This window comes from Actinoplanes sp. TBRC 11911 (genome assembly GCF_012933445.1).
GTDB lineage: Bacteria > Actinomycetota > Actinomycetes > Mycobacteriales > Micromonosporaceae > Actinoplanes.
The window spans coordinates 1-25,231 of the sequence record NZ_JABBNC010000001.1 but is presented as its reverse complement, the minus strand read 5'-3'; the positions used below and the strand labels follow the sequence as shown (position 1 = coordinate 25,231).

The window sequence follows — 25,231 nt, the reverse complement described above, 5'->3', positions numbered from 1 at the left end:
GGGGGAGACATCCGGCCGCGCGGCCGTTCCGAGACAAGCGTATGGCGGCCGCCGTCCGGAGATGCATGAGTTGCGCCACGTCGATTGCGTCACCCCCCGGCAGGAGCCCGCCCGGACGGCCATATTGGACAGGAGCGAGGCGGTGATGGCCCGGCGATCACGCGGTCGCGGTGGTGAGGCCGCCGCGGCGCCGCGCCCGGCTGGCCGGAACGACCATCGGGGTGTCCGTCTCCGGATCGTTCATCACCCGGCACGGAATGCTGAACACCCGCTCCACGAGCTCGGCAGTCATCACCTCGGCGGGCGCGCCCTGCGCCAGGATCGCGCCGTCGCGCATCACGATCAGTTCGGTGGCGTACCGGCAGGCGTGGTTGAGGTCGTGCAGCACGGCCACGATCGTGCGGCCCTGCTCGTGCAGTTCGGCGCACAGGTCGAGCACCTCGAACTGGTGCGACAGGTCGAGGAACGTGGTCGGCTCGTCGAGCAGCAGGATCGGGGTCTGCTGGGCCAGCGCCATGGCCAGCCACACGCGCTGGCGCTGGCCGCCGGACAACTCGTCGACGAAGCGGTCGGCCAGATCGGCGACCTCGGTGAGCCGCATGGCGTCGGCGACCGCGGCCTCGTCCTGCGGCGACCATTGCCGCAGCAGCCGCTGATGCGCGAACCGGCCACGCGCCACGAGTTCCTCGACCACGATCCCGCCCGGCACCACCGGCGACTGCGGCAGCATGCCGAGCTGTTTGGCGACCTGCTTCGACGAGTACGAGGCGATCGCCTGCCCGTCCAGGTAGACCGCGCCGGACTGCGGCTTCAGCACCCGGGCCAGCGAGCGCAGCAGCGTCGACTTGCCGCACGCGTTGGGGCCGACGATGACGGTGAACGAACCATCGGTGATCTCCACGTCGAGATTCGCGACCACCACCCGTTTCTCGTACGCCAACGTCAGCTCGCCGGCCCGCAAGCGCGTCATCGCAGCCTCTTCCTCTCGTGGATCAGCAACCAGGTCAGGTAGACACCGCCGAGCGCCGCGGTGACGATGCCGACCGGAATGTCGTTGGCCGGCAACGCGTTCTGGGCCGTCCAGTCGCTGGCGCACAGCAGCGCGGCACCCATCAGCGCGGCCGGCAGCACCCCGGCGCGCGGTGCGCGGGTGAGCCGGGCGGCCAGCGGGGGAGCGGCCAGCGCGACGAACGCGATCGGCCCGGCCGCCGCGGTGGCGCCGGCGGCGAGCCCGGCCGCGGACAGCGCGAGCATGATGCGGCTGCGCTCGACCGGCATCCCGTGCAGCGTGGCGGTCTCGTCGCCGAGGGCCAGCATGTCCAGGTGCCGCCCGTAGGAGAGGATGACCGGCAGCAGCACCGCCAGCATCACACCGACCAGCGCCACCTCGGTCCAGCCGGCGCCGTTGACGCTGCCGATCTGCCAGACCTGCGCCTCGAGGGCCTCGTCCAGCCGGGCCCGGTAGATGAGGTAGGAGTTGAACGCGTCGAGCATCGCGGACACGCCGATGCCCATCAGCACCAGCCGGAACGGTTGCACACCGCGGCGGAACGCGAGCAGATAGATGCCGACCGCGGTCGCGATGCAGCCGGCGACGGCACCGGCGGCGACCTGCAGGCCACCGCCGTGCATCAGCAGGATGACGATCAGCGCGCCGCTGGTCGCGCCCACGGTCAGGCCGACGAAATCGGGACTGCCCAAGGGGTTGCGGGTCAGGCCCTGGAAAATCGTGCCGCTCGCGCCCAGCGCCGCCCCGACCAGCAGGGTCACCAGGACCCGGGGGAGCCGCAGCTGGTAGACGATGAAGTCGGTTCCGGTGTCGCCCTGGCCGATCAGGCTGCGCAGCACGTCGGCGACCGGGACCGGGAAGTCGCCGGTGGACAGGTTCACCAGGGAGACGCTCAGCGCGACCAGCAGCATGCCGGTTCCGGCGATCAGCGTGCGCGGGTGCAGCCGCACCGAGAAACCGCTGCCGCGGCGCAGGACGATCTGGCGGCTCACCACACACTCAACTTCCGGCGGCGGCACAGCGCGATGAACAGGGGGGCGCCCAGGAACGCGGTGACCACCCCGACGGGCAGTTCGGCGGGCGCCACGAGAACGCGTCCCAGCACGTCCGACAGCAGCAGCAGGGTCGGGCCCAGGACCAGCGAGTAGGCCAGGATCCAGCGCTGATCCGAGCCGGTGAACAGCCTGGAGGCGTACGGGACGGCAAGGCCGAGGAACCAGATCGGGCCGGACGCCGCGGTGGCACCGCCGCACAGCAGCGTGATCGCGACCATGCCGAGGAACCGGATCCGGGCCGGGCGGGCGCCGAGCGAGGTGGCCGACTCGTCGCCCATGCTGAGCGCGTTGAGCTGGCGGCCCAGCGCGAGCGCGAGCACGATGCCCACCGCGATGAACGGCATGACCTGCACGATCGTGGCCGTTTCCCGATCGGCGAGCGAGCCAACGTCCCAGTGCCGGTAGCGGTCGAACGCCTCGCGCCTGGTGACCAGGACGGCCCAGACCAACGCGCCGAGCACCGACGTGAACGAGATGCCGGCCAGGATCTGGCGTTCCGGGGTGGGATTGCGGCCGGAACCGCCGAGCGCGAACACCGCTGCCGCACTCAGCGCGGCACCGGCGAAGGCGAACCAGACGTAGCCGGTGGCGCCGGCCACGCCCAGGTACGCGATCGCGAGCACCACGGCCGTCGAGGCGCCGAGGTTGACGCCGAGCAGACCAGGCTCGGCCAGCGGATTGCGGGTGAGCGCCTGCATGATCGTGCCGGCCAGGCCAAGGGCGGCGCCGACGCCGATGCCGAGCAGTGTCCGGGGCAGACGCAGCGAATGGACGATCACCGCGGCCGGCGAGCCGTCGTCGTGCCAGAGCACCTGCCAGACCACGCCGAGACCAAGCGAGCGGCTGCCCACCGCGATGCTCAGCGCGACCGCCACGACCAGGGCCGCGACACCCACCAGCAGGCCGGTCCACCGGCGACCGCCGCGGTCGGCGCGGGCCGGCGTCGTCGAAGGCGCCGGGAGCACGCCGGTGCCGGTTGTCAATGCCAACTCCGTCCATCCGCCTTCTGTAGTTAGGGAAGGCTAACCTACACTTCCGCCGAGGTCACCATCCGGGGCCTCCTCATCGCGAGAAAGGATCAGCCGTGCGGCTACCCCTCATCCGGCGGACCGCCATCGCGGCGGCGACCGGGCTTCTGCTACTTCTGGCAGCCTGCGGGGGCAATGCGGAGCCGCCGGCTTCGTCGTCCAGCGCCGCGCCGACCGACGCGTTCCCGGTGTCGATCGAGCACAAATTCGGCACCACCACCGTCAAGGCCGAGCCGAAGCGGATCGTCGTGGTCGGACTCGTCGAGCAGGACGCGTTGCTCTCGCTCGGGGTGGTGCCGGTCGCGACCACCGAATGGTTCGGCGAGAAGCCGGGCGCGATCTGGCCGTGGGCCACCGCCGCGCTGGGCAGCGCGCCGAAGCCGGAGGTGCTGACCAACACCGACGGCCTTCAGTTCGAGAAGGTCGCGGCGCTGCGTCCCGACCTGATCCTCGGGATCTACTCGGGGCTGACGAAGGAGGACTACGCGACGCTGTCGAAAATCGCGCCGACCGTGGCGCAGCCGAAGGACGCGGTGGACTACGGCGTCTCGTGGCAGGACCTCACGCGTACCGTGGGAACGGCCGTGGGACGCACCCAGCAGGCGGCGAAAGTCGTCAGCGACGTCGAGGCGAAATTCGCCGAGGCGAAGGCCGCACACCCCGAGTTCGCCGGCAAGACCGGGCTGATGGCGACCACGTACGAGGGGTACTACGTGTACGGGCCGCAGGACGCGCGCGGGCGATTCCTCACCGATCTGGGCTTCACGCTGCCGGCCGGGCTGGCCGAGATCACCGGCAAGGAGTTCGGCGCGAACCTGTCGAAGGAGCGCACCGACATGCTCGACACCGACGTGCTCATCTGGCTGGTCGACAAGTACGACACGGACAAGGCGAAGGTGCAGGCGGATCCGCTCTACGCGAAGCTGGCGGTCAAGACCGAGGGGCGCGACGTCTACCTGGAGAACGAGGAGCTGGTTGGCGGGGCCACCTCGTTCGTGACGCCGTTGAGCCTGCCGTTCCTGCTGGACAAGCTGGTCCCGCAGCTGGCCGCCGCGATCGACGGCAACCCGGCCACCCCGGTACGGCGCGCGACCGTCTGATGTGGAGGGGGATTCCGCGGAATCCCCCTCTTCCTCACGCCGCGACGGGCCGGGGCGACTCGAAGACGTCGGCGCCGAAGATCTCGTAGCGGATTCGTTCCGGCGCGACGCCCCGGTCCAGCAGATCGCGGCGGACGGCCTGCATGAACGGCAGCGGGCCGCACACGTAGATGTCGCTGTCGCCGGTCAACGGGATCCGGTACGGGTCGATCAGACCACTGTGGATGTCAGTGGCGTCGCGCGGCTCCTCGTACCAGAGCATCTCGTGGAACGAGCGCAACCGGGCGCCGGCCAGCGCGATGTCGTCGTGCAGGGCGTGCCGGGCCGGGCTGCGGTCGGCGTGCACCACTGTCACGTCCCGGGTGGGCTGGGTGCGGGCCACGTGGTCGAGGATCGACGCCATCGGCGTGATGCCCACGCCCGCGCTGATCAGCACCAGCGGGGTGAGGCCGGGGCTGAGAAGAAGACTGTTCCCGTACGGGGCACTCAGGCTCAGCGTGTCACCCGCCGCGACGGTGCGGTGCAGGTGGGTGGAGACCGCGCCGCCGGGCACCAGCCGGACGGTGATGCGCAGCGCGCCCGCCGCGGGCGCCTGAGACAGCGAGTACTGCCGCAGCTGCCGGCCGTCCGGGAGGTCGGCCGCGACCGTCACGTACTGGCCGGGGCGGAACTGCGGGGCGGGACCGCCGTCCGCCGGGGTCAGGATGAAGGAGACCGCGTCCTCGGCCTCCTCGCGGCGCTGCGCGACGGTGAACGAACGCCACGGCGACGCGTCGTCGACCCCGGCCGCGGCGTAGAGGCGGGCTTCCAGGCCGACCAGGCGGGTCGCGAACAGCCAGTAGACCTCGTCCCAGGCGGCGCCCACGTCCGGCGTCACCGCGTCGCCGAGCACCTCGGAGATGGCGCGCATCAGGTACTTGCCGACGACCGTGTACTGCTCGGGGCGGATGCCCAGGGCGGCGTGCCGATGCGCGATCCGGGCGGCGATCGCGTCGAACGACGGCCCCTCGCCGATGAGGTGGGCGCCGAACGCCGCGATCGCGCCGGCCAGCGCCCGGCGCTGCTCGCCGGTCGCCTGCGCGCTGCGGCTGAACAGGTTGAGCAGGTCCGGGTTCTCGCCGAGCATGGTCTCGTAGAACCGGCCCGCGATGGCGTCCAGATGCTCACCCACCGCGGGAAGCGTGGCCCGGACGACGGCACTGCTGGTTTCAGAAAGCACAATCTCTCCTAAGAGCTGGAGCGGCCGAGCGACAACAGCACCTCGCCGCTCGGCTTGCGGGTGAGGTCGCCGATGGTGACCTCGTCGAGGCTGGCGTAGAACGCCTCCTGTGCCTGCCACAGGGCACGCCGCAGACGGCAGGCGTGCCGCAGCGGGCACGCCGCCGGCTCGTCGCAGTCGACGACCTCCTCGTCGGCCTCGAGGGTCCGGACCACACCGCCGACGGACACGTTCACGGCGCCCTCGGCCAGGCTCACCCCGCCGTGCCGGCCACGGACCGTGTCCAGCAGGTTGAGGTGTTGCAACGTCTGCACCACCTTGGCCAGGTGGTGACGCGGGACGACCAGGGATTCGGCCAGATCGTCGATCGTGTGCCGGCCGTTCGTCGCGGCGGCCAGCATGAGCACGCGAAGGCCGATGTCGGTGGCGCGGTTCAGAAGCACGAGAGCGACGCTAGCAAAAGAGGACTCCGAGAGTCCTGTTTAGTGGAGATCACCACATCCTGGTCAGGTTCGGCCGCCGCTGCGGTAGGAAGAACCGATGTCCGAGCATCTTCTGTGGTCCGCGACCCCGGCGGCCGGCTGGCTCGAAGCGTTTCCGCTCGGTAACGGGCGTCTCGGCGCGATGGTGCACGGCGTGCCGGGCCGCGAGCACCTGCAGATCAACGACGGGACGGCCTGGTCCGGCAGCCCGCACAACGAGCGGATGAACAGCCGGATCGACCCGTCGGTGGCGGCGCGGGCGCTGACTGACGCGCGGGCGGCCATCGATCGCGGCGATCCGGCCGCAGCGGACCGGCGGCTCCGCGATGTCCAAGGTGGATGGTCGCAGGCGTACCTGCCGTTCGCGGACCTTCACCTGACCGTGGGGGATGCCGGCGTCGTCGAGGCGTACCGGCGGGAATTGGATCTGGCGACCGCGACCCATCGGGTGTCGTATCTGCTGGACGGCGCGCCGGTGCGGTGGAGCTGTTTCGTGTCGGCGGCGGATTCCGTGCTGGTGCTGCGGGTCGAGACGGAACGACCGGTGGACGTGGAGTGGCGGCTCGCGTCGCCGTTGCGGGTGCACGGCAACGAGGCCGACGAGCACGGTGCGTGGATGACCGTGCGGCTGCCCAGCGACATGCCGCCGCCGCACGAACCGGACCTCGAACCCGCCTGGGACGAAGCGGAGGGGGCGGCGCTGCGCGGGGCCGTGGTGGTCCGCGTCGCGCATGACGGACAGCGACGAGCCGGGGGTTCCGCGGGGGTGCGCCGGCTGGATCTGGTACTGGCCACCGCGACCACGTTCACCGGGATCGGGCTGCCGCCGGACGGGGACGAGACGACCGCGCGAGCCGTCGCCAAACAGGCCGTCGATCGGGCGCTCGGCCGGTCCGACCTGGCCGGACGGCATGAGCGGGAGCACGCGCGCCGCTATGGTCAGGTCGCGCTTGACCTCGGGCCGGTGGCAGCGGAACGGCCCACGGCGGAGCGGCTGACCGAACGGGACACGGGGCTGGCGGCGCTGCTCTTCGCGTACGGGCGGTACCTCGCGGTGTCCTCGTCGGCGCCGGGTGGGCTGCCGTCGACGCTGCAAGGGCTGTGGAACGACGACATGCGGCCGCCGTGGAGCTCGAACTACACCATCAACGTCAACACTCAGATGAACTACTGGGCGGCGGAGACGGCCGACCTCGCCGACACCCTCGAACCGCTGGTCGACCTGGTCGAGGCGCTGTCCGAGAACGGCGGCGCGACGCTTTACGGGGCGCGCGGCTGGGTCGCCCATCACAACACCGACGCGTGGGCGTTCACCGCGCCGGTCGGGCGCGGGCGGGCCGATCCGTCGTGGGCGTTCTGGCCGATGGGCGGGGTGTGGCTCACCTGGCTGCTGCACGAGCACCTGCGGTTCGGCGCGTCCGACGAGTTCGCCGCGAAGCGGGCCTGGCCGATCCTGCGCGGGGCGGCCGCCTTCTGCCTCGACTGGCTGCGCCCGAAAGCGGACGGAACCGTGGGGACCGTGCCGTCGACCTCGCCGGAGAACCATTACGTGGGGCCGGACGGGCGGGTGGTGGCGGCGGGCCGTTCGTCCACCATGGACCTGGTACTGATCGCCGGGCTGTTCGACGCGCTGGGCGGGCTGGCCGCGCGGCTCGGCGTCGACGATGACCCGGTGGTCGCCGAGGTGCGGCAGGTGCGGCCGCGGATTCCGGGGCCCGCGATCGGCGCCGACGGGATGGTGCCGGAGTGGATCGACGATCCGGCGCAGGGCGAGCCGGGGCACCGGCACCTCAGCCACCTCGTGTTCGCCTACCCGGGGGACACCCCGGACGACCCGGTGCTGCGCGGTGCGGTGTCACACAGCATCGACGATCGGGGCGAGGACTCCACCGGGTGGTCCCTCGCCTGGAAGCTCGCGCTGCGGGCCCGGCTGCGGCAACCCGGGCACGTGTCCCGGCTGCTCGATCTCATGATCCGGCCCGCCCCGCCGGAACGGGCCGGCGAGCACGGCGGGTTCTATCCCAACCTGATGGCCGCTCATCCGCCGTACCAGATAGACGGAAATTTCGGTTATGTGGCTGCGGTTGCCGAAATGCTGGTGCAAAGCCATCGTGGAGTGATCGAAATCCTGCCCAGCCTGCCCGCCGCCTGGAGCGAAGGGCGGGTCACCGGACTCGTCGCCCGGCCGGGCGTGTCGGTCGACATAGCCTGGAACCGGACCGGACCCACCGAAATCGGACTACGCGCGCGCCGCCCCGCCGGACGCACCACCGTGACCGTCGAGTTCGCCGGCCGCCGGACCACCGTCGATCTCACCCGAGGCGAACGTGTCATGGTCGAACTCGACACCTTCGCGCCGAAAGGAAGCGCCACGTGACCGCACCGTACGAGATCATCACGCCGCCCACCGGAGCCGAGCCGCCACGATCGCGCCTCACCTCCGACGCCGGCGTCCTCCCACTCGACGGGACGTGGCGTTTTGCCTGGTCACCCACCGCCGACACGGGCGCGGACCCGGCCGATGCGGGCACGTCGTGGCAGGAGATCCCGGTCCCGGCGAACTGGCAGCTGCACGGGTACGGCGAACCGGCGTACACAAATGTGCGTTTCCCCTTCCCGATCGATCCGCCGCGGGTACCTCGGCAGAACCCGACCGGGGAGTACCGCCGGATCGTGCGCCGGCCGCAGGAGTGGGACGGCGGCCGGGTGCTGCTGCGCTTCGACGGCGTCGACTCGTGGTTCGAGGTGTGGCTGAACGGTTCGCCGGTGGGGCGGTCGTCCGGCAGCCGGCTCACCGTCGAGTTCGACATCACCGACCGGCTGACCGGCGGCGACGACGTCCTGGCCGTCCGCGTGCACCAGTGGAGCTTCGCCAGCTACGTCGAGGACCAGGACCAGTGGTGGCTGTCCGGCATCTTCCGCTCGGTGGCGCTGCTGCACCGCCCGGCCGGCGGCATCGACGACGTGCACGTGGTGGCCGGCTACGACCATGCGACGGGCGCGGGTGTGCTGCGCGTCGAGGCGCGCAGCGACGCGGCGGTGACCTGGGAGCTGCCCGAGCTGGACCGGCGGGGCGGTGCCGGCGAGGAAGTGCGGATCGACGCCGTACGACCGTGGTCCGCCGAACAACCGCACCGCTACCGCCTGACCGTGTCCACCGCAGCCGAGACGGTCACGCTGGACGTCGGCTTCCGGACCGTGCACATCGAGGGCGACCGGCTGATGCTCAACGGCAGGCCGCTGACGTTCCGCGGGGTGAACCGGCACGACATCGACGCGCATACCGGGCGGGCCGTGTCACGCGCCGCGATGGAACGTGACATATCACAGATGAAACAGCACCACATCAACGCCGTACGCACGAGCCACTACCCGGCCGACCCGTGGTTCCTGGAGCTGTGTGACCGGTACGGGCTCTACGTGATCGCCGAATGCGACATCGAGACGCACGGTTTCTCGCTGGTCGACTGGCGCGGCAACCCGTCCGACGACCCGGCGTGGGCCGACGTCTACCTGGACCGGATGCGGCGCACCGTGGAGCGGGACAAGAACCTCGCCTGCGTCGTCATGTGGTCGCTGGGCAACGAGGCCGGCTGGGGACGCAACCTGGCCGCCAACGCCGAGTGGACCCGCGAGCGCGACCCGTCCCGGCCGATCCACTACGAGGCCGACCACGAGTGCGAGAGCGTCGACGTCTACAGCCGGATGTATCCGGTCTACGACGAACTGGACGCGATCGGCCGGCACGACGAGCCGCGGCTGGCCGATCCGGCCCGCGACGAGCACCGGCGCGGCCTCCCGATGATCATGTGCGAGTACGGGCACGCGATGGGCAACGGGCCCGGTGGTCTGTCCGACTACGAGGCGATCATCGACGCGTATCCGCGGCTGGCCGGCGGCTTCATCTGGGAGTGGGTGGACCACGCCCTCTACCGCGACGGGTCGTACCTCTACGGCGGCGACTTCGGCGAGCCGGTGCACGACGGGTCGTTCGTGGTGGACGGGCTGGTCTTCCCGGACCGGACGCCGTCGCCCGGCCTGACCGAGCTGGCCGCGGTCATCAACCCGGTGCGGCTGCGGGTGGACGCGGACGAGCTGGTGGTCGAGAACCGCTGGAGCTTCAGTGATACCTCACATGTCACGTTCGAGTGGTCGCTGACCGTGGACGGCGACGAGGTGGCGTCGGGGCCGGTGGAGGTGCCGGCCGTGGAGCCGCTGTCCGTCGCGCGGGTGCCGCTGCCGAAGACCGCGCTCGACGCCGGCCGGGTATCGACGGCGGGATCGCAGCCGGCCGTGCACACCGGCGACCGCTGGCTCACCGTGACCGCGACCTTCGGCGACGAGCGAATCCCGGCGCGCGCGCAGGCACGTCGAGGGGCGCCGGACGCGCTCGCGGTGGGTCGAGGGTCATATGGCGCGCTTGGCTTCGGTGCAGCGTCGTCTGGCGTGCGGGTCGCGGGTCGAGGGCCGACCGACGCGGCCTCGATGCGTCGAGAGGCGCCGCGCGCGGTCTCGGTCGACGGGTTCGAGCCCGCCCGGTCGCCGAAGCGGCTCGGGCCGTTCGAGGTGGCCTCGTTCGGGCTGGACGCGTGGCGCGCGCCGACCGAGAACGACCGTTTCGCCGGCCGCGGCGCGACGATCTCGATGGAGCAGCGGTGGCGTGCCGCCGGGCTCGACCTGCTCAGCGGGCATCTCCTCGAACGCGGTAAGGTCCGCTACGGCTCACCGGGGCTGGACAGCGGCTTCGACCTCGCCTACTCGTGGGCGGCCCGCGGTGACGACCTGCGCCTCGAGGTGGACATCACGCGCCGCGGCGAATGGCGGTTGCCGCTGCCCCGGCTCGGCATCGTGATCGCGCTGCGCACGCCGGACCCGGGTGCGGTCGGCTTCGAGTGGCTCGGCCTGGGCCCGGGGGAGAGCTATCCCGACTCGCGGGCGGCGGCGTGGCACGGCCGGCACCGCATGACCGTGCGGGAGGCTCAGACCTCATATGTGATACCTCAGGAGAACGGCAACCGCTCCGAGGTGAGCTGGATCAACCTGTCCGGCCTGCGCATCGAGGGGGATCAGACGTTCGACGTCGCGGTGCGGCCCTGGTCGACCGCTCAGCTCGAGCAGGCGCGGCACGCCTCCGAACTGGCCGAGGAGGATTTGCTCTACGTGCACCTGGCGGCCGGCGTCACCGGCCTCGGCTCGGCGAGCTGCGGCCCGCCGGTCCGGCCGTCCGCGATGTTCGAGACCGCCCACACACACCTGGGCTTCACGTTCCGAGCGTGAGCGTCAGCGTTCCGAGCGGGATGACCGTCCCGCTCGGGACCAGGCGGCAATCCGGCACCGTGAACAAGGCGAACGTCTCCGCGACCGGCGCGGTGAGGCCCCGGCTCACCAGCACCTGAGCCAGCACCTCCCGCCGGACGGTGCAGGACGGGTCGGTCCGCGGCGGTTCGGGTGGATCCGTCCAGGCCGGCAGGGGCGCGGTGGCGAGCAGCACGGTCGCCGCGGCTTCGATCAACATGGTGTCCCTCCCTCATCACCCCAAAGGCTGCGATCCGGGCTTCCCGCCGTGCCATCAGCGCATGCGCGTATGGCGCCGGCCGCGGTCTTGTGTCTCTATGGGATGGGGAGGAAACACCTATGCCTGGCATGACCATCACCGATCGCGACATGCGGGCGATGCTGGAGATCGCGAACACCGAGGACCGTTCCGGCGGCAGCCCGCTTCCCGGCTCGGTGATGGCCGGCCTGTTCGAGCTGATCGGCTGCGACAACGTGACTTTCGCCCAATGTGACACCGAGCGCCGGGTGCAGATATTCGACCAGGAGGAGGGACTGATCTACAGCGTTACGCCCGAGGAAGAGGCCGAGCTGGACCGGGCGTTCTGGCGCCACTATTGGAACAGCCGCGGATGCTGCTACCCCGACGTCACGGGCGACCTGACCACGGTGACCACGATGGCGGATTTCTATTCCGATCGTGAGCTGCTGGCCAGCCCGATGTACAACGAATTCCTCAAGCCGGTCGGGTACCGCGAGATGATGCTCTGCCTGCCCAGCCGGCCCGGCCGGGTGCTACGGGTGATTTTCTGGCGCGGCAGCGGAAACAACTTCACGGAGCGCGACCGCGGCCTGCTGACGCTTTTACGCCCGCACCTCCACCGCATCTATCGCGCCGGCCGGGACCGGACCGACATTCTCACCGCCCGGCAGCGGGAATTGCTCGGCCTGGTCGCGGCCGGTCACACGAACGTTCAGATCGCTCGCCGCCTTTACATTTCCGAGCCGACCGTCCGCAAGCATCTCGAGAACATTTTCGCGAGGCTGGACGTGTCGAGTCGTACGGCCGCGGTCTCCAAGGTTTTCGGCATTGATCGGTGATGCCGCCCGCCGGAGAACCGGCGAGCGGCACCGACGTCGTCACTCGCCGCTAGGGGCTGTCAGAGTCACGCCCAGGCCTACCGGCGTACCGAAATTGGGGGTGCCGTCGGCGTTCCAGGAGATCTTCTGCGCTCTCGTGGACCGGTTCATGTCGCAGTTCCCGCGCGAGTTGCTGGTGGCGTGGTAGACGATCCAGTCCTCGGTGCCGTCGGGCGACTTGAAGAAACCGTTGTGGCCCGGGCCGTACACGGCCGCCGCGTTGTTGCGCTGGAACACCGGCTGCGACGACTTGACCCACGACGACGCGCTGAGCGGGTCACCGCCGTTGTAGGTGAGGATGCCCAGCTTGTAGTCCGGCGTGGAGCAGTGCGACGCGGAGAACACGATGAACGTCTTCCCGCCCCGCTGCAGCACCTCGGCGCCCTCGTTGACCGCCCCGCCGACCGTCTCCCAGCTGTACGTGGGGGTGGACAGCACGTGCCGGGTCCCGGCGGCGGTCCACGGGTTGGACAGCTCGCGGATGAAGTTCGGCTGCGACCCGTTGTAATACGTACCCAGCAGGTACAGCTTGCCGTTGAGCTGCAGGATGCTCGGGTCGAGCTCCCACGTGTTGTTCTGCGTCGGGTCGAGCAGGTCGGCCTTGAACGAGTACGGGCCCATCGGGTTGGTGCCGGACGACTCGAGTACGTGGATGCGCTGGGTGCCCAGGTTGTACGGCTCCTGGCCGGCCACGTAGTACAGATACCAGTGCCCGTTGATCAGGTGGAACTCGGGCGCCCACATGGTGCCGGCGCCGTTCGGCCGGGTCAGCGTGAAGATGGTCTGGTCGGCGGCCGACGCGAGCCCGCCGAGGGTGGCCGAGCGGCGCATCGTGATCGTGTTGTTCCAGGTCGTGGTCGCCAGGTAGTAGAAGCCCTGGTAATAGGTGAGCCACGGGTCGGGGCCCTGCGTCTTCAACGGGTTGGTGAAAGTGTGCGCGGAGCCGGTGGGGAACCCGGACAGCTGCCACACCCGGCCCGCCGCGGTGCTGCACGGCAGCTGAACCAGCCCGGCCGTGCTGCCGGACGCCGCGACGCACTTGCTCGAATGCGCGGCCGCCAGGTTGAACGTGTTGGTACCGACCGCCCGCAACTGGAACCGCTGGTTGGTCTGGCTGTTGCAGGACCACTGGATGATCTGCGCGTTGTCGGCGGTGCTCGCGCCGGACACGTCGACGCAACGGCCGCCCCCGGTGGCAATCGTGTACGTGTCGGACGTGCCGGACACCGGGGTGAGGGTGAACGACACTCCGCACGCCGCCTGGGTCAGCTGCAGCCCGTTGGTGGTGGCACCCCCGGGCACGGTGACGCAGTTGCCGTTCGCGGTGTTGACGATCGTGGAGGTGAACGTGACCGCGGCGTCCGCGCGGCCGGGGATGAGGAGGAGACCGAGCACCAGCAGGAGCGCTGCGGCGCATTTTCTGACCATGCTGCTACCTCCGGACGGGGTGGGAGGGTGGAACCGACGGGCGCGGGGAGGCACGCGGCGGTCGACGTTCCGAGCAGTACAGCGAAAACCTTTTCAGAAGGATTTTCCTCCGTCAACGACCGAAATGTTTTCGGTCAGACGACCGTCCTTTTCGGTGTACTCTGCCCCGGTCTCCGGGCAGACCCAGACGCCGCCGTCCTCGGCGACGAGCGGCCGGCCCGAACGGCCGACCCACCCGACTCGCCGCGCCGGGACGCCGACCACCAAGGCGAAGTCCGGCACGTCCTTGGTAACCACCGCGCCCGCCGCGACAAGCGCCCAGCGGCCCACCGTCACCGGGGCGACGCACACCGCGCGGGCGCCGATCGCCGCGCCCTCGCCGATGGTCACCCCGACGGTCGTCCAGTCGTCGTCGGTCTTCAGGCGGCCGGACGGGGTGACCGCGCGCGGATACTCGTCGTTCGTCAGCACCGCGGCCGGGCCGATGAACACGCCGTCACCGAGGACCGCCGGTTCGTACACCAATGAATAGTTCTGCAACTTGACGTTGTCGCCGATGGTGACCCCCGGGCCGACGTACGCGCCGCGGCCGATGTTGCAGTTCCGGCCCAGTGCGGCATCCTCCCGGATCTGGGCGAGATGCCAGATTCGCGTGCCTGCCCCGATTTGCGCGCGTCCGTCCACATCGGCGGTAGCGGCAACCGTCACATCGACATCGGTCATTTCAGTCCTTTCGCGACACCGTGGAGGTCGGATCAGGGTAGTGGTTACGCCGCACGGACGATGTCCGGAAAACGACGAGTCCCATCAATCTGACCGAAGGGCGTACCCCCGGCGCGACGAACGGTCCGGCTCGTATCGCGGCGAAGCTGTAATTCGCTCCGCGCTCTGGCGTGACAGTGGAGACCCTCGATAGCTTCCCGTCGGAATCAGCGTCGAAGCCGTGGCTTCCCGACGAAACGGATGTCTGTGTCTGCATCGCGTCCCGCCCTCGACGACCCGATCGGAATCGCCGTCATCGGGGCCGGATACTGGGGCCCCAATCTCGTCCGCAACTTCCAGGCGACGCCGTCGTTCCGGCTCCGCCGGCTGTGCGACCTCGACGTCGAGCGCGCCCAGCGGGTGCTCGGCGCCTACTCGACCGTCCAGGTCACCGCCGACCTCGACGAGGTCCTGGCCGACCCGGACGTGCACGCGGTCGCCATCGCCACGCCCGCCGGGACGCATCTGCCGGTCGCGATGGCCGCGTTGCGCGCCGGCAAGCACGTCCTGGTCGAGAAGCCCCTCGCCGCCACCATGGCGGAGGGTCGCGAGCTGGTCGGCGAGGCGGCGAGCCGCGGGCTCACGCTGATGTGCGACCACACCTACTGCTACACCCCGGCGGTGCTGCGCATCCGCGAGCTGCTGCACGCCGGCGAGCTCGGCGACCTGCACTTCCTCGACTCGGTGCGGATCAACCTGGGCCTGGTGCAGCGCGACATCGACGTGGTCTGGGACCTCGCGCCGCACGATCTGTCGATTCTGGACTTCGTGCTGCCGCCGGCCATCCGCCCAGTCGCGGTCGCCGCGCACGGCGCCGACGGCATCGGCGCCGGACGGGCCTGCGTGGCCTATCTGACGCTGCAGCTCAGCAGCGGCGCGATCGCGCACATCCACGTCAACTGGCTGTCGCCGGTCAAGGTCCGCACGGCCATCTTCGGCGGGTCCAAGCGCACCCTGGTGTGGGACGACCTCAACCCCAGCCAGCGCCTGGCCATCTACGACCGCGGCGTGGACGTGGCCTCCCCGGACGAGCTGGGCGACGAGCAGCGCCGCGACATCCTCATCTCGTACCGTTCCGGCGACATGGTCGCGCCCGCGCTCACCGAGCGGGAGGCGCTGCGCACCATGGTCGAGGAGTTCGGCCGGGCCATCACCACCGGCACGCCCGCGCTGACCGACGGCCGGTCCGGGCTGCGCGTACTGGAAATCTTGCAGGCCGCCTCGCGAAGCCTCGCCGAGGGCGGCACGATGATCAAGCTGGACGAAGGGCAACTGGCGTGACGGCGGTACGGATCGAGGGCGCGCGTGCCCTCGTCACGGGCGGAGCGGGCACGATCGGGTCGCACGTGGTGGACGAGCTCGTCCGCGGCGGCGCGAGTGAGATCGTGGTGCTGGACAACCTGGTGCGCGGGCGGGCGGACAATCTCGCCTGGGCCGCCGCGAACGGCCCGGTGCGACTGGTCGAGGGCGACATCCGTGACCAGGAAACGGTGCGCCGGCTCACCGCCGGCAAGGATCTGGTGTTCCATCTCGCCGCGATCCGCATCACCCAGTGCGCCGAGGAACCGCGGCTGGCCAACGAGGTGCTCGTCGACGGCACGTTCAACGTCCTCGAGGCGGCCGCCGCCGAGAAGGTGCGCAAGGTCGTCGCGTCCTCGTCGGCCTCCGTCTACGGCCTGGCCGAGCAGTTCCCCACCACGGAACGCCACCACCCGTACAACAACGACACCTTCTACGGCGCGGCCAAGGCGTTCAACGAGTCCATGCTGCGCAGCTTCCACAGCATGTACGGGCTGGACTACGTGGCCCTGCGCTACTTCAACGTGTACGGCCCGCGGATGGACATCTACGGCCTCTACACCGAGGTGCTGATCCGCTGGATGGAACGCATCGAGTCGGGCACGCCGCCGCTGATCCTCGGCGACGGGCTGCAGACGATGGATTTCGTGCACGTCGCCGACATCGCCCGCGCCAACATCCTGGCCGCCGAGGCGGACGTCACCGACGACGTCTTCAACGTGGCCAGCGGCACCGAGACCAGCCTCAAGGAGCTGGCCGCGGCGCTCAGCGAGGTGATGAAGTCCGACCTCGCGCCCGAGCACGGCCCGGCCCGCGCGGTCAACGGCGTCACCCGCCGGCTCGCCGACACCAGCACGGCCGCCGAGCGGATCGGTTTCCGCGCCGAGATCGGCCTGCACGACGGCCTGCAGGGCCTGGTCGACTGGTGGAGGTCGTCGAAGTGATTCCGGTGATGGTGCCGATGCTCGGCGAGGAAGAGGCCCTCGCGGCGGCCGACGCGGTCCGCTCCGGCTGGGTCGCGCAGGGCCCGCGGGTGGCCCGCTTCGAGCAGGAGTTCGCCGGCCTGGTCGGCGCCGGGCACGGCGTCGCCGTCAGTTCCTGCACCACCGGGCTGCACCTGGCCCTGGTGCTGCTCGGTCTCGGCCCGGGCGACGAGGTGGTCGTTCCGTCGCTGTCGTTCATCGCCACCGCCAACGTGGTCCGCCACGTCGGGGCCACCCCGGTGTTCGCCGACGTCGACCTCGCCACCGGCAACCTCACGGTCGAGACGATCGACGCGGTCCGCACCCCGCGCACCCGCGCGGTGATCGCGGTGCATCAGGGCGGCGTGCCGTTCGACACGGCCGCGCTGCGCAAGGCCGCGGACGGCTGGGGCGTCGCGCTGGTCGAGGACGCCGCGTGCGCCGCCGGGTCCACGGCATACGGCCAGTCGGTGGGGGTCGGCGCGGCGATCGCCGCCTGGTCGTTCCACCCGCGCAAGGTCATCACGACCGGCGAGGGCGGCATGGTCACCCTCGACGACGCGGACGGCGCGAAGCGCCTGCGCCGCCTGCGGGAGCACGGGATGAACGTCTCGGCCGCCGAGCGCCATGCCAGTGCGCAGCCGGTCCTCGAGGCGTACCTGGAAACCGCCTTCAACTACCGGATGACCGACATTCAGGCCGCGGTCGGGCTGGTGCAGCTGGGCCGGCTGGCCGGGCTGGTGGCGCAGCGGCGGGAGCTCGCGGCCCGCTATCACGAGCTGCTGGCCGGCATCGACGGCCTGGTGCCGGTGCGCGACCCGGCCCACGGCCAAACCAACTACCAGTCGTTCTGGGTGCTGCTTCGCGAGGAATATCCCAGGGGCCGCGACGAGGTGCTGGCCGAGCTCGCGCGACGCGGCGTGTCCGCGCGGCGCGGCATCATGGCCTCGCACCTCGAACCGGCGTACGCCGACGTCACCCCGGCGGCGCTGCCGGTGACCGAGCGGATCACCCGGGACTCGCTGATCCTGCCGTTGCACCACAAGCTCACCGAGGACGACCAGGACCACATCGCCGGCGTGCTGAGGGACATGGCCCGGCGGTGAACGACCTGGTCATCGTCGGGGCGGGCGGCTTCGCCCGGGAGACGGCGGCGGCCGCGGCGCTCTGGCGGGTCCGGGGTTTCGTCGACGACGACCCGGCACTGCACGGCACCACCCGCTCCGGCCTGCCGATCCTGGGCAGCGTCGACACCGTCAAGGGCATGGACGCGGCCGTCGTGGTGTGCGTCGGCAACCCCCGTAACTACCGGGCGCGCCAGAAGATCGTCGACCGTCTGGGTGACGTCCGCTACGCGTCCGTGGCACATCCCACCGCCGTCGTCGGTGCGGGCAGCGTCGTCGGCGCCGGCAGCGTGCTGCTGGCCGGCACGGTCCTGACCGCCGACGTCGAAGTCGGCGCGCACGTGGCGATCATGCCGCACGTCGTACTCACCCACGACGACAAAATCTCCGACTACGCGACCATCGCGTCCGGCGTCCGGCTGGGCGGCGGCGCCGTCATCGAGGACGGCGCGTACATCGGTGCCGGCGCACTCATCCGCGAGGGCGTCACGGTGGGCGCCTGGTCGCTCGTGGGCATGGGCTCGGTCGTGCTGCACGACGTCCCGCCCGGACAGATCTGGGCCGGCAACCCGGCCCGCAAACTGCGTGACATCGAGGAGCCTTCATCATGACCCGCATCCCGCTCGTCGACCTCGCCGCCGCCCACGCGGAGGTGGCCGAGGAGGTCGAGGCCGGTTTCAAGCGCATCATCGCCGAGACCGCGTTCGTCGGCGGCGCCGAGGTGGCCGCGTTCGAGCAGGAGTACGCCGCGTTCTCCGGGCTGCCGCACTGCGTCGGCGTGGCGAACGGCACGGACGCCCTGGAACTGGCGCTGCGCGCGGCCGGCGTCGGCCCGGGCAGCGAGGTCATCGTGCCGGCCAACACCTTCATCGCCACCGCCGAGGCGGTCGCCCGGGCCGGCGCCGAGGTGGTGCTGGTCGACTGCGATCCGGCGACCTTCCTCATCGACGTCGAGGCCGCGCTCGCCGCCGTCACCCCGCGGACCCGCGCGATCGTGCCGGTGCATCTCTACGGCCAGATGGCCCCGGTGGAGCGTCTCAAGGACGCCGGGGTCGCCATCGTGGAGGACGCCGCCCAGAGCCAGGGCGCGACCCGCCACGGCCGCACGGCGGGCGTGGACGGCATCGCCGCGACCAGCTTCTATCCCGGCAAGAACCTCGGCGCGTACGGGGACGCGGGCGCGGTCGTCACGTCGTCGGAAGAGCTGGCCACCACGGTCCGGACGCTGGGCAGCCACGGCGGCCTGCAGAAGTACACGCACGACCTGATCGGGGTGAACAGCCGCCTCGACGGTCTGCAGGCGGTGGTGCTGCGCGCCAAGCTGGCCCGCCTCGCCGACTGGAACGCGCTGCGCCGCGCGGCCGCCGCCCGCTACCACGAGCTCCTCGCCGGGCTGGACGTCATCCGCCCGGTGACCCTCGACGGCAACGAGCATGTCTGGCACATCTACTGCGTGCGGGTGCCCGGTGGCCGCCGCGACGAGGTGCTCGGCACGCTGAACGCGGCCGGGATCGGCGCGGGCATCCACTACCCGGTGCCGATCCACCGCACGGGCGCGTTCGCGCACCTCGGCGGATCCTTCCCGAACGCCGAGGCCACCGCCCCCGAGCTGCTGTCCCTGCCGATCTTCCCGCAGATCACCGCCGCTGTGCAGGAACGGGTCGTGGACACTCTGGCGACCGCGCTCGGCTGAATCTCCTCCGGCACCGCCCAATCGGTGGAGTCCCCGTGCTGGCACGGCGGTTCTATCGTCATCCCTGAATTTCTCTCCCGCGCGTATTAAAGACTCCCCTGAATGGATCGAGCAATATGGACATAATGGTCGCGGCCGGGCCGTGGAAGCGTCATCCATTCCGGGGATTCGTGGCGCTGGCGAGCGTCGGCCTGCTGATCGCGGCCGGCCTCATCGGCAGTGACACCCCGGCCTCGGCCGCGGCCTGCTCACCCAACCCGGTGGTGTGCGAGAACCAGAAGACCGGCACCGACCCCGAGGTGTGGGACATCGACGGGGCCGGCGACGACGAGATCCAGGGCTTCACGACCGACATGAGCGTCAACGTCGGCGAGACCGTCAAGTTCAAGATCCAGGCCCAGTCGTCCTACACGATCACCATCTTCCGGATGGGTTACTACAACGGCGATGGCGCGCGGCAGATCACGCAGCTGAAGACGGCGACCGGCAGCACGACCTTCCCGGCGCAGAACCAGAACACCCAGTGCGTCACGGACGACGCCACGCAGATCTACGACTGCGGCACGTGGGCCCAGTCCGCCACGTGGGCGGTCCCGGCCACCTCCGTCTCCGGCGTGTACTTCGCATTGCTGGAAGGCACGAACACCGAGGAGTCGCTGCGCAGCCACGTCACGTTCGTGGTCCGCGACGACGCCAGCACCTCGGACGTCATCTTCAAGACGTCCGACGCGACCTGGCAGGCGTACAACACGTTCGGCGGTTCGGACTTCTACGGCGGGCCGCAGGGCCGGGCCACGAAGATCAGCTACAACCGCCCGTTCGCCACCCGGGGCGCGCTCGACGGGCGGGACTTCGTGTTCAGCAACGAGTACCCGGCGATCCGCTTCCTGGAGCGCAACGGCTACGACGTCTCGTACATGACCGACATTGACGCCGATCGGCACGGCAACCTGCTCACCAACCACAAGGCGTTCCTGTCCGTCGGCCACGACGAGTACTGGTCCGGCGGCGAGCGGGCCAACGTCGAGGCGGCCCGCGACGCCGGCGTCAACCTGGCGTTCCTCAGCGGCAACGAGGTCTACTGGCGCACCCGGTGGGAGACCAGCAAGGACGGCGCGAACACCGCGTACCGCACGCTGGTCTGCTACAAGGAGACCTGGGACAAGACCAAGAGCGACCCGACGCCCGAGTGGACCGGCACCTGGCGCGACCCCACGTACAGCCCGCCGTCCAACGGCGGCCGCCCGGAGAACCAGCTGACCGGCACCATGTTCATGTCGAACAGCGACGACCTGAACATGACGGTGCCCAAGGCCATGGGCAAGCTGCGGATCTGGCGCGGCAGCGGGCTGGAGAACATGACGGCGGCGTCCACGCCGCTCGGCGACCACACCGTCGGCTACGAGTCGGACGAGGACCTGGACAACGGGTTCCGCCCGGCCGGCCTGATCCGGGTGTCCCAGACCACCGGCGACACCCCGGAATACCTGACCGACTTCGGCAAGGACGTCGTGCCCGGCACCACGACCCACAACATGACGCTGTACAAGGCGGCGAGCGGGGCGCTGGTGTTCGGCGCCGGTACCATCCAGTTCGCCTGGGGCCTCGACGACCAGCACGACAGCTCGTACGACCCGAAGACGCCGGTCAGCCAGCCCATGCAGCAGATGCTGGTCAACCTGCTGGCCGACATGCATGTGCAGCCGGCCACCCGGATGAGCAACCTGCGGGCGGCCAGCGCGTCCACCGACGTGACCGGCCCGACCACGACGATCACCGCGCCGGCCGCGGGATCCTCGGTGGCCAACGGCGCGAAGGTCACCGTCACCGGCACCGCGACCGACACCGCCGGTCAGGTCGGCGGCGTCGAGGTCTCGCTCGACAACGGCACCACCTGGCATCCGGCGGCCAGCGGCACGACCAGCTGGTCGTACAGCGGTTATCTGGTCGGCGACGGGGTCGGCACCATCAAGGTGCGCTCGACCGACGACAGCGCCAACATCGGTCCGGTCGCCACCCGGACGGTGACGCTGACCGGTTCGACGTCGCTGTTCGGCGGCCGCGTGCCGGCCACTCCGGCGACCACCGACGCGAGCCCCACCGAGCTGGGCGTCAAGGTGGTGCCGCAGACCGACGGCTTCATCAAGGGCATCCGGTTCTACAAGGGCACCGGCAACACCGGCACGCACACCGGCACGCTCTGGTCGGTGGACGGCGACCTGCTGGCCAGCGGCTCGTTCGGCGACGAGAGCACGTCCGGCTGGCAGACCATGACGTTCGAGAACGCGGTCCCGGTCATCGCCGGGAACACGTACGTCGCCTCGTACACCGCACCCAACGGCCACTTCGCCGCCGACCCGTGGGCGTTCGTCTACAACGCCGTCACGGCACCGCCGTTGTCCACGCCGCGCAGCGCCGACTCCGGTGGCAACGGGGTGTACGGCGACCCGGGGGAGTTCCCGGTGAAGTCGTACGGCGCGACGAACTACTACGTCGACGTCATGTTCGACTCGTCGGCGCTCACCCCGCCCACGGTCACCACCGTGACCCCCACGCCGAACGCGATGTACGTGCCGGCCACGGCCCACCCGACCGCGACGTTCAGCAAGCCGGTCAACGCGGCGACCGTCCAGTTCACCGTCACCGCGAACGGCGGCGGCTCGGTGGCCGGGTCGGTGTCGTACGACGCGACCACGAAGACCGCGACGTTCACGCCGTCCGCCGCGCTGGCCGCCGGCCAGAAGTACACGGCCTCGGCCAAGGCGACCGACACCAACGGCAACGTGATGGCCGCACCGCAGACGTGGTCGTTCACCACCGACCCGGGAACCACCACGATCAGCACCCTGTTCTCGGCGTCGGACACACCCGACACGGCCGCGGTCAAGGACTCCGGCGCGATCTCGGTCGGCACCCGGTTCACGCCCAGCACGTCCGGCGCGGTCATCGGCGTCCGGTTCTGGAAGGGCACGGGCAACGGCGGCACGCACACCGGCAGCCTGTTCACCGCGGCCGGGACGCGGCTGGCCACGGCCACCTTCGTCAGCGAGTCGTCCAGCGGCTGGCAGACCGTCTACTTCGCCAGCCCGGTCCAGGTGACGGCCGGCACCGGCTACGTCGCCTCGTACTACGCCCCGCGCGGCAACTACGCCTCGTCGGCCGGCTTCTTCAACAGCACCTGGACGCGGGCGCCGCTCAGCGCGCCGGGCGGGTCGAACGGCGTGTACCACTACGGGTCCGACACGTTCCCGGACAGCTCGTGGAACAACACGAACTACTGGGTGGATCCGCTGTTCGTGGCCGCGCCGCCGCCGCAGCAGCCGACCGTGCCGTCCGGGGCGGTCACCGTGTTCCCGCAGAGCACCGTGCCGGCCAACCCGAACTGGAACGACCCCGCCGACGTCGAGGTCGGCATGAAGTTCACCGCGGACGTGGCCGGCAAGGTGAACGGCGTCCGGTTCTACAAGGGCGAGGACAACGGCGGGGTGCACAGCGCCACGTTGTGGACCGCGGCCGGTGGTTTCCTCGCGAGCGGATCGTTCGTCGGCGAGAGCGCGACCGGATGGCAGACCATGCTGTTCGCCGCGCCGGTATCGATCGACCCGGACACCCCGTACGTGGTCTCCTACTCCGCGCCGGCCGGCCATTACGCGGTCGAGGTGGGCGGCCTGCAGTCACCGGTGGTCAACGCGCCGCTGCGTACGGTGGCCGGGGGTGGCTCCTACGTTTACGGCGGCGGCTTCCCGGCCAACGCCGTGGACCACAACTACTACGTGGACGTCGTGTTCACAGCGGACAACTGAGATGGGTCTGGGAGTCCGGGAGGACGGCTCGCTGTTCTCCCGCGCCGGCCGGGCGCTGGGGTGGAGCTTCGCCAGCACCGCGCTGGCCAAGTTCAGCCAGCTCGCGATCGGCATCGTGCTCGCGCGGGTCCTCGGGCCGCACGAGTTCGGCACCTTCGCGGTCGCGACGGTCGCGCTGCTGGCCGTGCTGAGCTTCAACGAGCTGGGCGTGAGCCTGGCCATCGTGCGATGGCCGGGCGACCCCAAGGAGATCGCGCCGACCGTCACCACGATCTCGGTGCTCTCCAGCACGCTGATCTGTGCCGCCTGCTTCTTCGGCGCGCCCGCGTTCGCCGCCGCGATGGGTGACCCGGCCGCCACCCCGGTGGTGCGGGTCCTCGGCCTCAGCGTCATCGTCAGCGGCATCGCGGCGGCGCCGGTCGCCATGCTGCAGCGCACCTTCCGCCAGGACCGCAAGATGGTCGCCGACCAGGTGAGCAGCTGGACCAGCGCGCTCACCTCGGTCGGTTTCGCGCTGGCCGGCACCGGCGCGATGAGCCTGGCGATCGGCCAGCTGGCCGGCTCGGCGGTCGGCGCGGCCCTGTTCATCGCGTTCGCGCCGCGCTCGCTGCGCTTCGGCTTCGACCCGCTCAAGGCGCGCGCCCTGCTCAAATTCGGCCTGCCGCTGGCGGGTTCCAGCATCGTCGTGTTCGCCGTCACGAACGTCGACAAACTCGTCGTGGGCGCGGTCCTCGGCCCGGTCCCGCTCGGTTTCTACGTCCTGGCCGCGAACCTGTCGAACTGGCCGGCCCAGATGTTCGCGCTGCCGGTCCGCTCGGTGGCGCCCGCGTTGCTGGCCCGCCTGCAGCACGACCCACCGGTAATGCGCGCGACCTTCCTGTCGACCGGCGGCTTGCTGGCCGCCATCACGTTGCCGGCCTGCATCGTGCTCGCGGCCGCCGCCGACCCGCTGATCACCTTGGTCTACGGCCAGGCCTGGCAGCCGGCCGCCACCGTGCTGGCTTGGCTTGGTCTGCTGGCGGCTCTGCGCATCCTGTTCGAGCTCGTCTACGACTATTTCGTCGTGCTGGCCCACACCCGCGTCGTGTTCACGGTGCAGCTGGTATGGCTGGCCGCGCTGGCCCCCGCGTTGTGGGCCGGCGCGCACTATCTGGGCGTCGACGGCGCGGCGTTCGCGGCCTTCGCGGTGGCCGCCTTCGTGGTGGCGCCGATCTACCTGTTCGAGCTTTCCCGCACCGGCGTGGCCACCTCCCAGGTCGCCCGCCGGCTCGCCGCCCCCGCGTTGGCCGCCGCGTGCGTCGCGCTGGTCTCCGCCTTGGCCGCACGCCTCATCACCAACGATTTCGGCGCGGTCGCCGTCGCTGGCCTGGCCGCCGGCGCCGCCCTGGGCGTCCTGCTCTACGGCATGCGAGGCACGGTCCGCTCGTTGCGCTCGGTCGGCAACGATTCCCCCGAGGCAACCCCCATTCCAGCCTGAGCCCGTACGGCGTACGAAGAGTCCCCTAGGTTTTACGGCCACTCTCCCTGCAACACCGGGCCGTCCCCGGCTTCCGGCCCTTGCCCGCGCGCCCGTCCCGCCCGCCGTGCCGTGCCCGTCCCGCCCGCCGTGCCGTGCCCGTCCCGCCCGCCGTGCCGTGCGCGCGCCCCCGTCCGGGCCTTGCGCATGTTTTCGCCCCGCGCCCCGGCTGATCAGTCCTCCAAGCGAGTCCTCCGGCCCGGTCATCGCGGCAGGTGGTCCCGGCTCGTCCCGCGGCAGCCCATGGCATCCGTCGTTCGTTACGTCCCCTATCCCGCCCGCCGGTCCGTCCGCGCGTCTGCCCCGCTCAGGCGTCTGCAGCAGATTTTCCAGACCT

At 70.7% G+C, this 25,231-nt stretch carries 19 protein-coding genes; 11 read left to right on the top strand and 8 right to left on the bottom strand.

Going from position 1 to position 25,231, the window contains the following annotated elements:
* Positions 1 to 157 precede the first annotated feature (157 nt).
* Genes HH310_RS00095 through HH310_RS00085 form a run of 3 tightly spaced genes read right to left on the bottom strand, consistent with a single transcriptional unit; the run spans position 158 to position 3,047 of the window.
* A complete protein-coding gene (locus tag HH310_RS00095; RefSeq protein ID WP_169173280.1) occupies positions 158 to 970 on the bottom strand; it encodes an ABC transporter ATP-binding protein in 813 nt (270 codons plus the stop codon).
* The gene (locus HH310_RS00090; protein WP_312033721.1) at positions 967 to 2,001 is read right to left on the bottom strand and encodes an iron chelate uptake ABC transporter family permease subunit; all 1,035 of its coding nucleotides are present in this window, start codon (positions 1,999 to 2,001) and stop codon (positions 967 to 969) included. Before HH310_RS00090 ends, HH310_RS00095 begins: the two co-directional genes overlap by 4 nt.
* Complete coding sequence (locus HH310_RS00085) at positions 1,998 to 3,047, bottom strand: iron ABC transporter permease (protein WP_169173279.1); 1,050 nt, start codon at positions 3,045 to 3,047, stop codon at positions 1,998 to 2,000. Before HH310_RS00085 ends, HH310_RS00090 begins: the two co-directional genes overlap by 4 nt.
* 101 nt (positions 3,048 to 3,148) lie before the next feature.
* Here HH310_RS00085 and HH310_RS00080 point away from each other — a divergent pair, with 101 nt between their 5' ends.
* Positions 3,149 to 4,192: an iron-siderophore ABC transporter substrate-binding protein gene (locus HH310_RS00080; protein WP_169173278.1), complete on the top strand. Its 1,044-nt coding sequence runs from the start codon at positions 3,149 to 3,151 to the stop codon at positions 4,190 to 4,192.
* 34 nt (positions 4,193 to 4,226) lie between these two features.
* Here the strand turns inward: HH310_RS00080 and HH310_RS00075 are convergent, their stop codons facing one another.
* Both HH310_RS00075 and HH310_RS00070 read right to left on the bottom strand, forming a co-directional pair.
* The gene (locus HH310_RS00075) at positions 4,227 to 5,411 is read right to left on the bottom strand and encodes a globin domain-containing protein (RefSeq protein ID WP_169173277.1); all 1,185 of its coding nucleotides are present in this window, start codon (positions 5,409 to 5,411) and stop codon (positions 4,227 to 4,229) included.
* A gap of 8 nt (positions 5,412 to 5,419) precedes the next feature.
* Positions 5,420 to 5,854: an Rrf2 family transcriptional regulator gene (locus HH310_RS00070; protein WP_169173276.1), complete on the bottom strand. Its 435-nt coding sequence runs from the start codon at positions 5,852 to 5,854 to the stop codon at positions 5,420 to 5,422.
* Positions 5,855 to 5,951: 97 nt separating this feature from the next.
* Between HH310_RS00070 and HH310_RS00065 the strand changes: the two genes are divergently transcribed.
* A complete protein-coding gene (locus HH310_RS00065; protein ID WP_169173275.1) occupies positions 5,952 to 8,270 on the top strand; it encodes a glycosyl hydrolase family 95 catalytic domain-containing protein in 2,319 nt (772 codons plus the stop codon).
* Positions 8,267 to 11,170 (top strand): glycoside hydrolase family 2 TIM barrel-domain containing protein, encoded by a 2,904-nt coding sequence (locus HH310_RS45160; RefSeq protein ID WP_211191589.1) that lies wholly within the window; start codon positions 8,267 to 8,269, stop codon positions 11,168 to 11,170. The genes HH310_RS00065 and HH310_RS45160 overlap by 4 nt, the downstream gene beginning before the upstream one ends.
* Here the strand turns inward: HH310_RS45160 and HH310_RS00055 are convergent.
* On the bottom strand, positions 11,154 to 11,408 hold the full coding sequence (locus tag HH310_RS00055; RefSeq protein ID WP_169173274.1) for a hypothetical protein: 255 nt from the start codon (positions 11,406 to 11,408) through the stop codon (positions 11,154 to 11,156). The two genes, HH310_RS45160 and HH310_RS00055, sit on opposite strands and share 17 nt — an antisense overlap.
* Positions 11,409 to 11,536: 128 nt before the next feature.
* Between HH310_RS00055 and HH310_RS43420 the strand changes: the two genes are divergently transcribed.
* Positions 11,537 to 12,268 (top strand): helix-turn-helix transcriptional regulator, encoded by a 732-nt coding sequence (locus HH310_RS43420; RefSeq protein WP_169173273.1) that lies wholly within the window; start codon positions 11,537 to 11,539, stop codon positions 12,266 to 12,268.
* A 39-nt stretch (positions 12,269 to 12,307) separates the two neighbouring features.
* Here the strand turns inward: HH310_RS43420 and HH310_RS00045 are convergent, their stop codons facing one another.
* Complete coding sequence (locus HH310_RS00045) at positions 12,308 to 13,735, bottom strand: family 43 glycosylhydrolase (protein ID WP_169173272.1); 1,428 nt, start codon at positions 13,733 to 13,735, stop codon at positions 12,308 to 12,310.
* A gap of 93 nt (positions 13,736 to 13,828) precedes the next feature.
* Positions 13,829 to 14,458, bottom strand: a complete 630-nt coding sequence (locus HH310_RS00040) for an acyltransferase (RefSeq protein ID WP_169173271.1) — start codon at positions 14,456 to 14,458, stop codon at positions 13,829 to 13,831.
* Positions 14,459 to 14,704: 246 nt separating this feature from the next.
* Between HH310_RS00040 and HH310_RS45155 the strand changes: the two genes are divergently transcribed.
* The 7 genes from HH310_RS45155 to HH310_RS00005 all read left to right on the top strand — a co-directional run bounded on the left by HH310_RS45155 (position 14,705) and on the right by HH310_RS00005 (position 24,855).
* Positions 14,705 to 15,778, top strand: a complete 1,074-nt coding sequence (locus HH310_RS45155; protein WP_312033715.1) for a Gfo/Idh/MocA family oxidoreductase — start codon at positions 14,705 to 14,707, stop codon at positions 15,776 to 15,778.
* Positions 15,775 to 16,740, top strand: a complete 966-nt coding sequence (locus tag HH310_RS00030; RefSeq protein WP_312033714.1) for an NAD-dependent epimerase/dehydratase family protein — start codon at positions 15,775 to 15,777, stop codon at positions 16,738 to 16,740. Before HH310_RS45155 ends, HH310_RS00030 begins: the two co-directional genes overlap by 4 nt.
* Complete coding sequence (locus HH310_RS00025) at positions 16,722 to 17,864, top strand: DegT/DnrJ/EryC1/StrS family aminotransferase (RefSeq protein WP_312033713.1); 1,143 nt, start codon at positions 16,722 to 16,724, stop codon at positions 17,862 to 17,864. The genes HH310_RS00030 and HH310_RS00025 overlap by 19 nt, the downstream gene beginning before the upstream one ends.
* Positions 17,861 to 18,493, top strand: coding sequence for an acetyltransferase (locus HH310_RS00020; RefSeq protein ID WP_169173269.1), 633 nt, complete (start codon positions 17,861 to 17,863; stop codon positions 18,491 to 18,493). Before HH310_RS00025 ends, HH310_RS00020 begins: the two co-directional genes overlap by 4 nt.
* Positions 18,490 to 19,575 (top strand): DegT/DnrJ/EryC1/StrS aminotransferase family protein, encoded by a 1,086-nt coding sequence (locus HH310_RS00015; RefSeq protein WP_169173268.1) that lies wholly within the window; start codon positions 18,490 to 18,492, stop codon positions 19,573 to 19,575. The genes HH310_RS00020 and HH310_RS00015 overlap by 4 nt, the downstream gene beginning before the upstream one ends.
* A gap of 116 nt (positions 19,576 to 19,691) precedes the next feature.
* On the top strand, positions 19,692 to 23,378 hold the full coding sequence (locus HH310_RS00010) for a DUF4082 domain-containing protein (RefSeq protein WP_169173267.1): 3,687 nt from the start codon (positions 19,692 to 19,694) through the stop codon (positions 23,376 to 23,378).
* A 1-nt stretch (position 23,379) separates the two neighbouring features.
* Positions 23,380 to 24,855, top strand: coding sequence for an oligosaccharide flippase family protein (locus tag HH310_RS00005; RefSeq protein WP_169173266.1), 1,476 nt, complete (start codon positions 23,380 to 23,382; stop codon positions 24,853 to 24,855).
* Positions 24,856 to 25,231 lie beyond the last annotated feature (376 nt).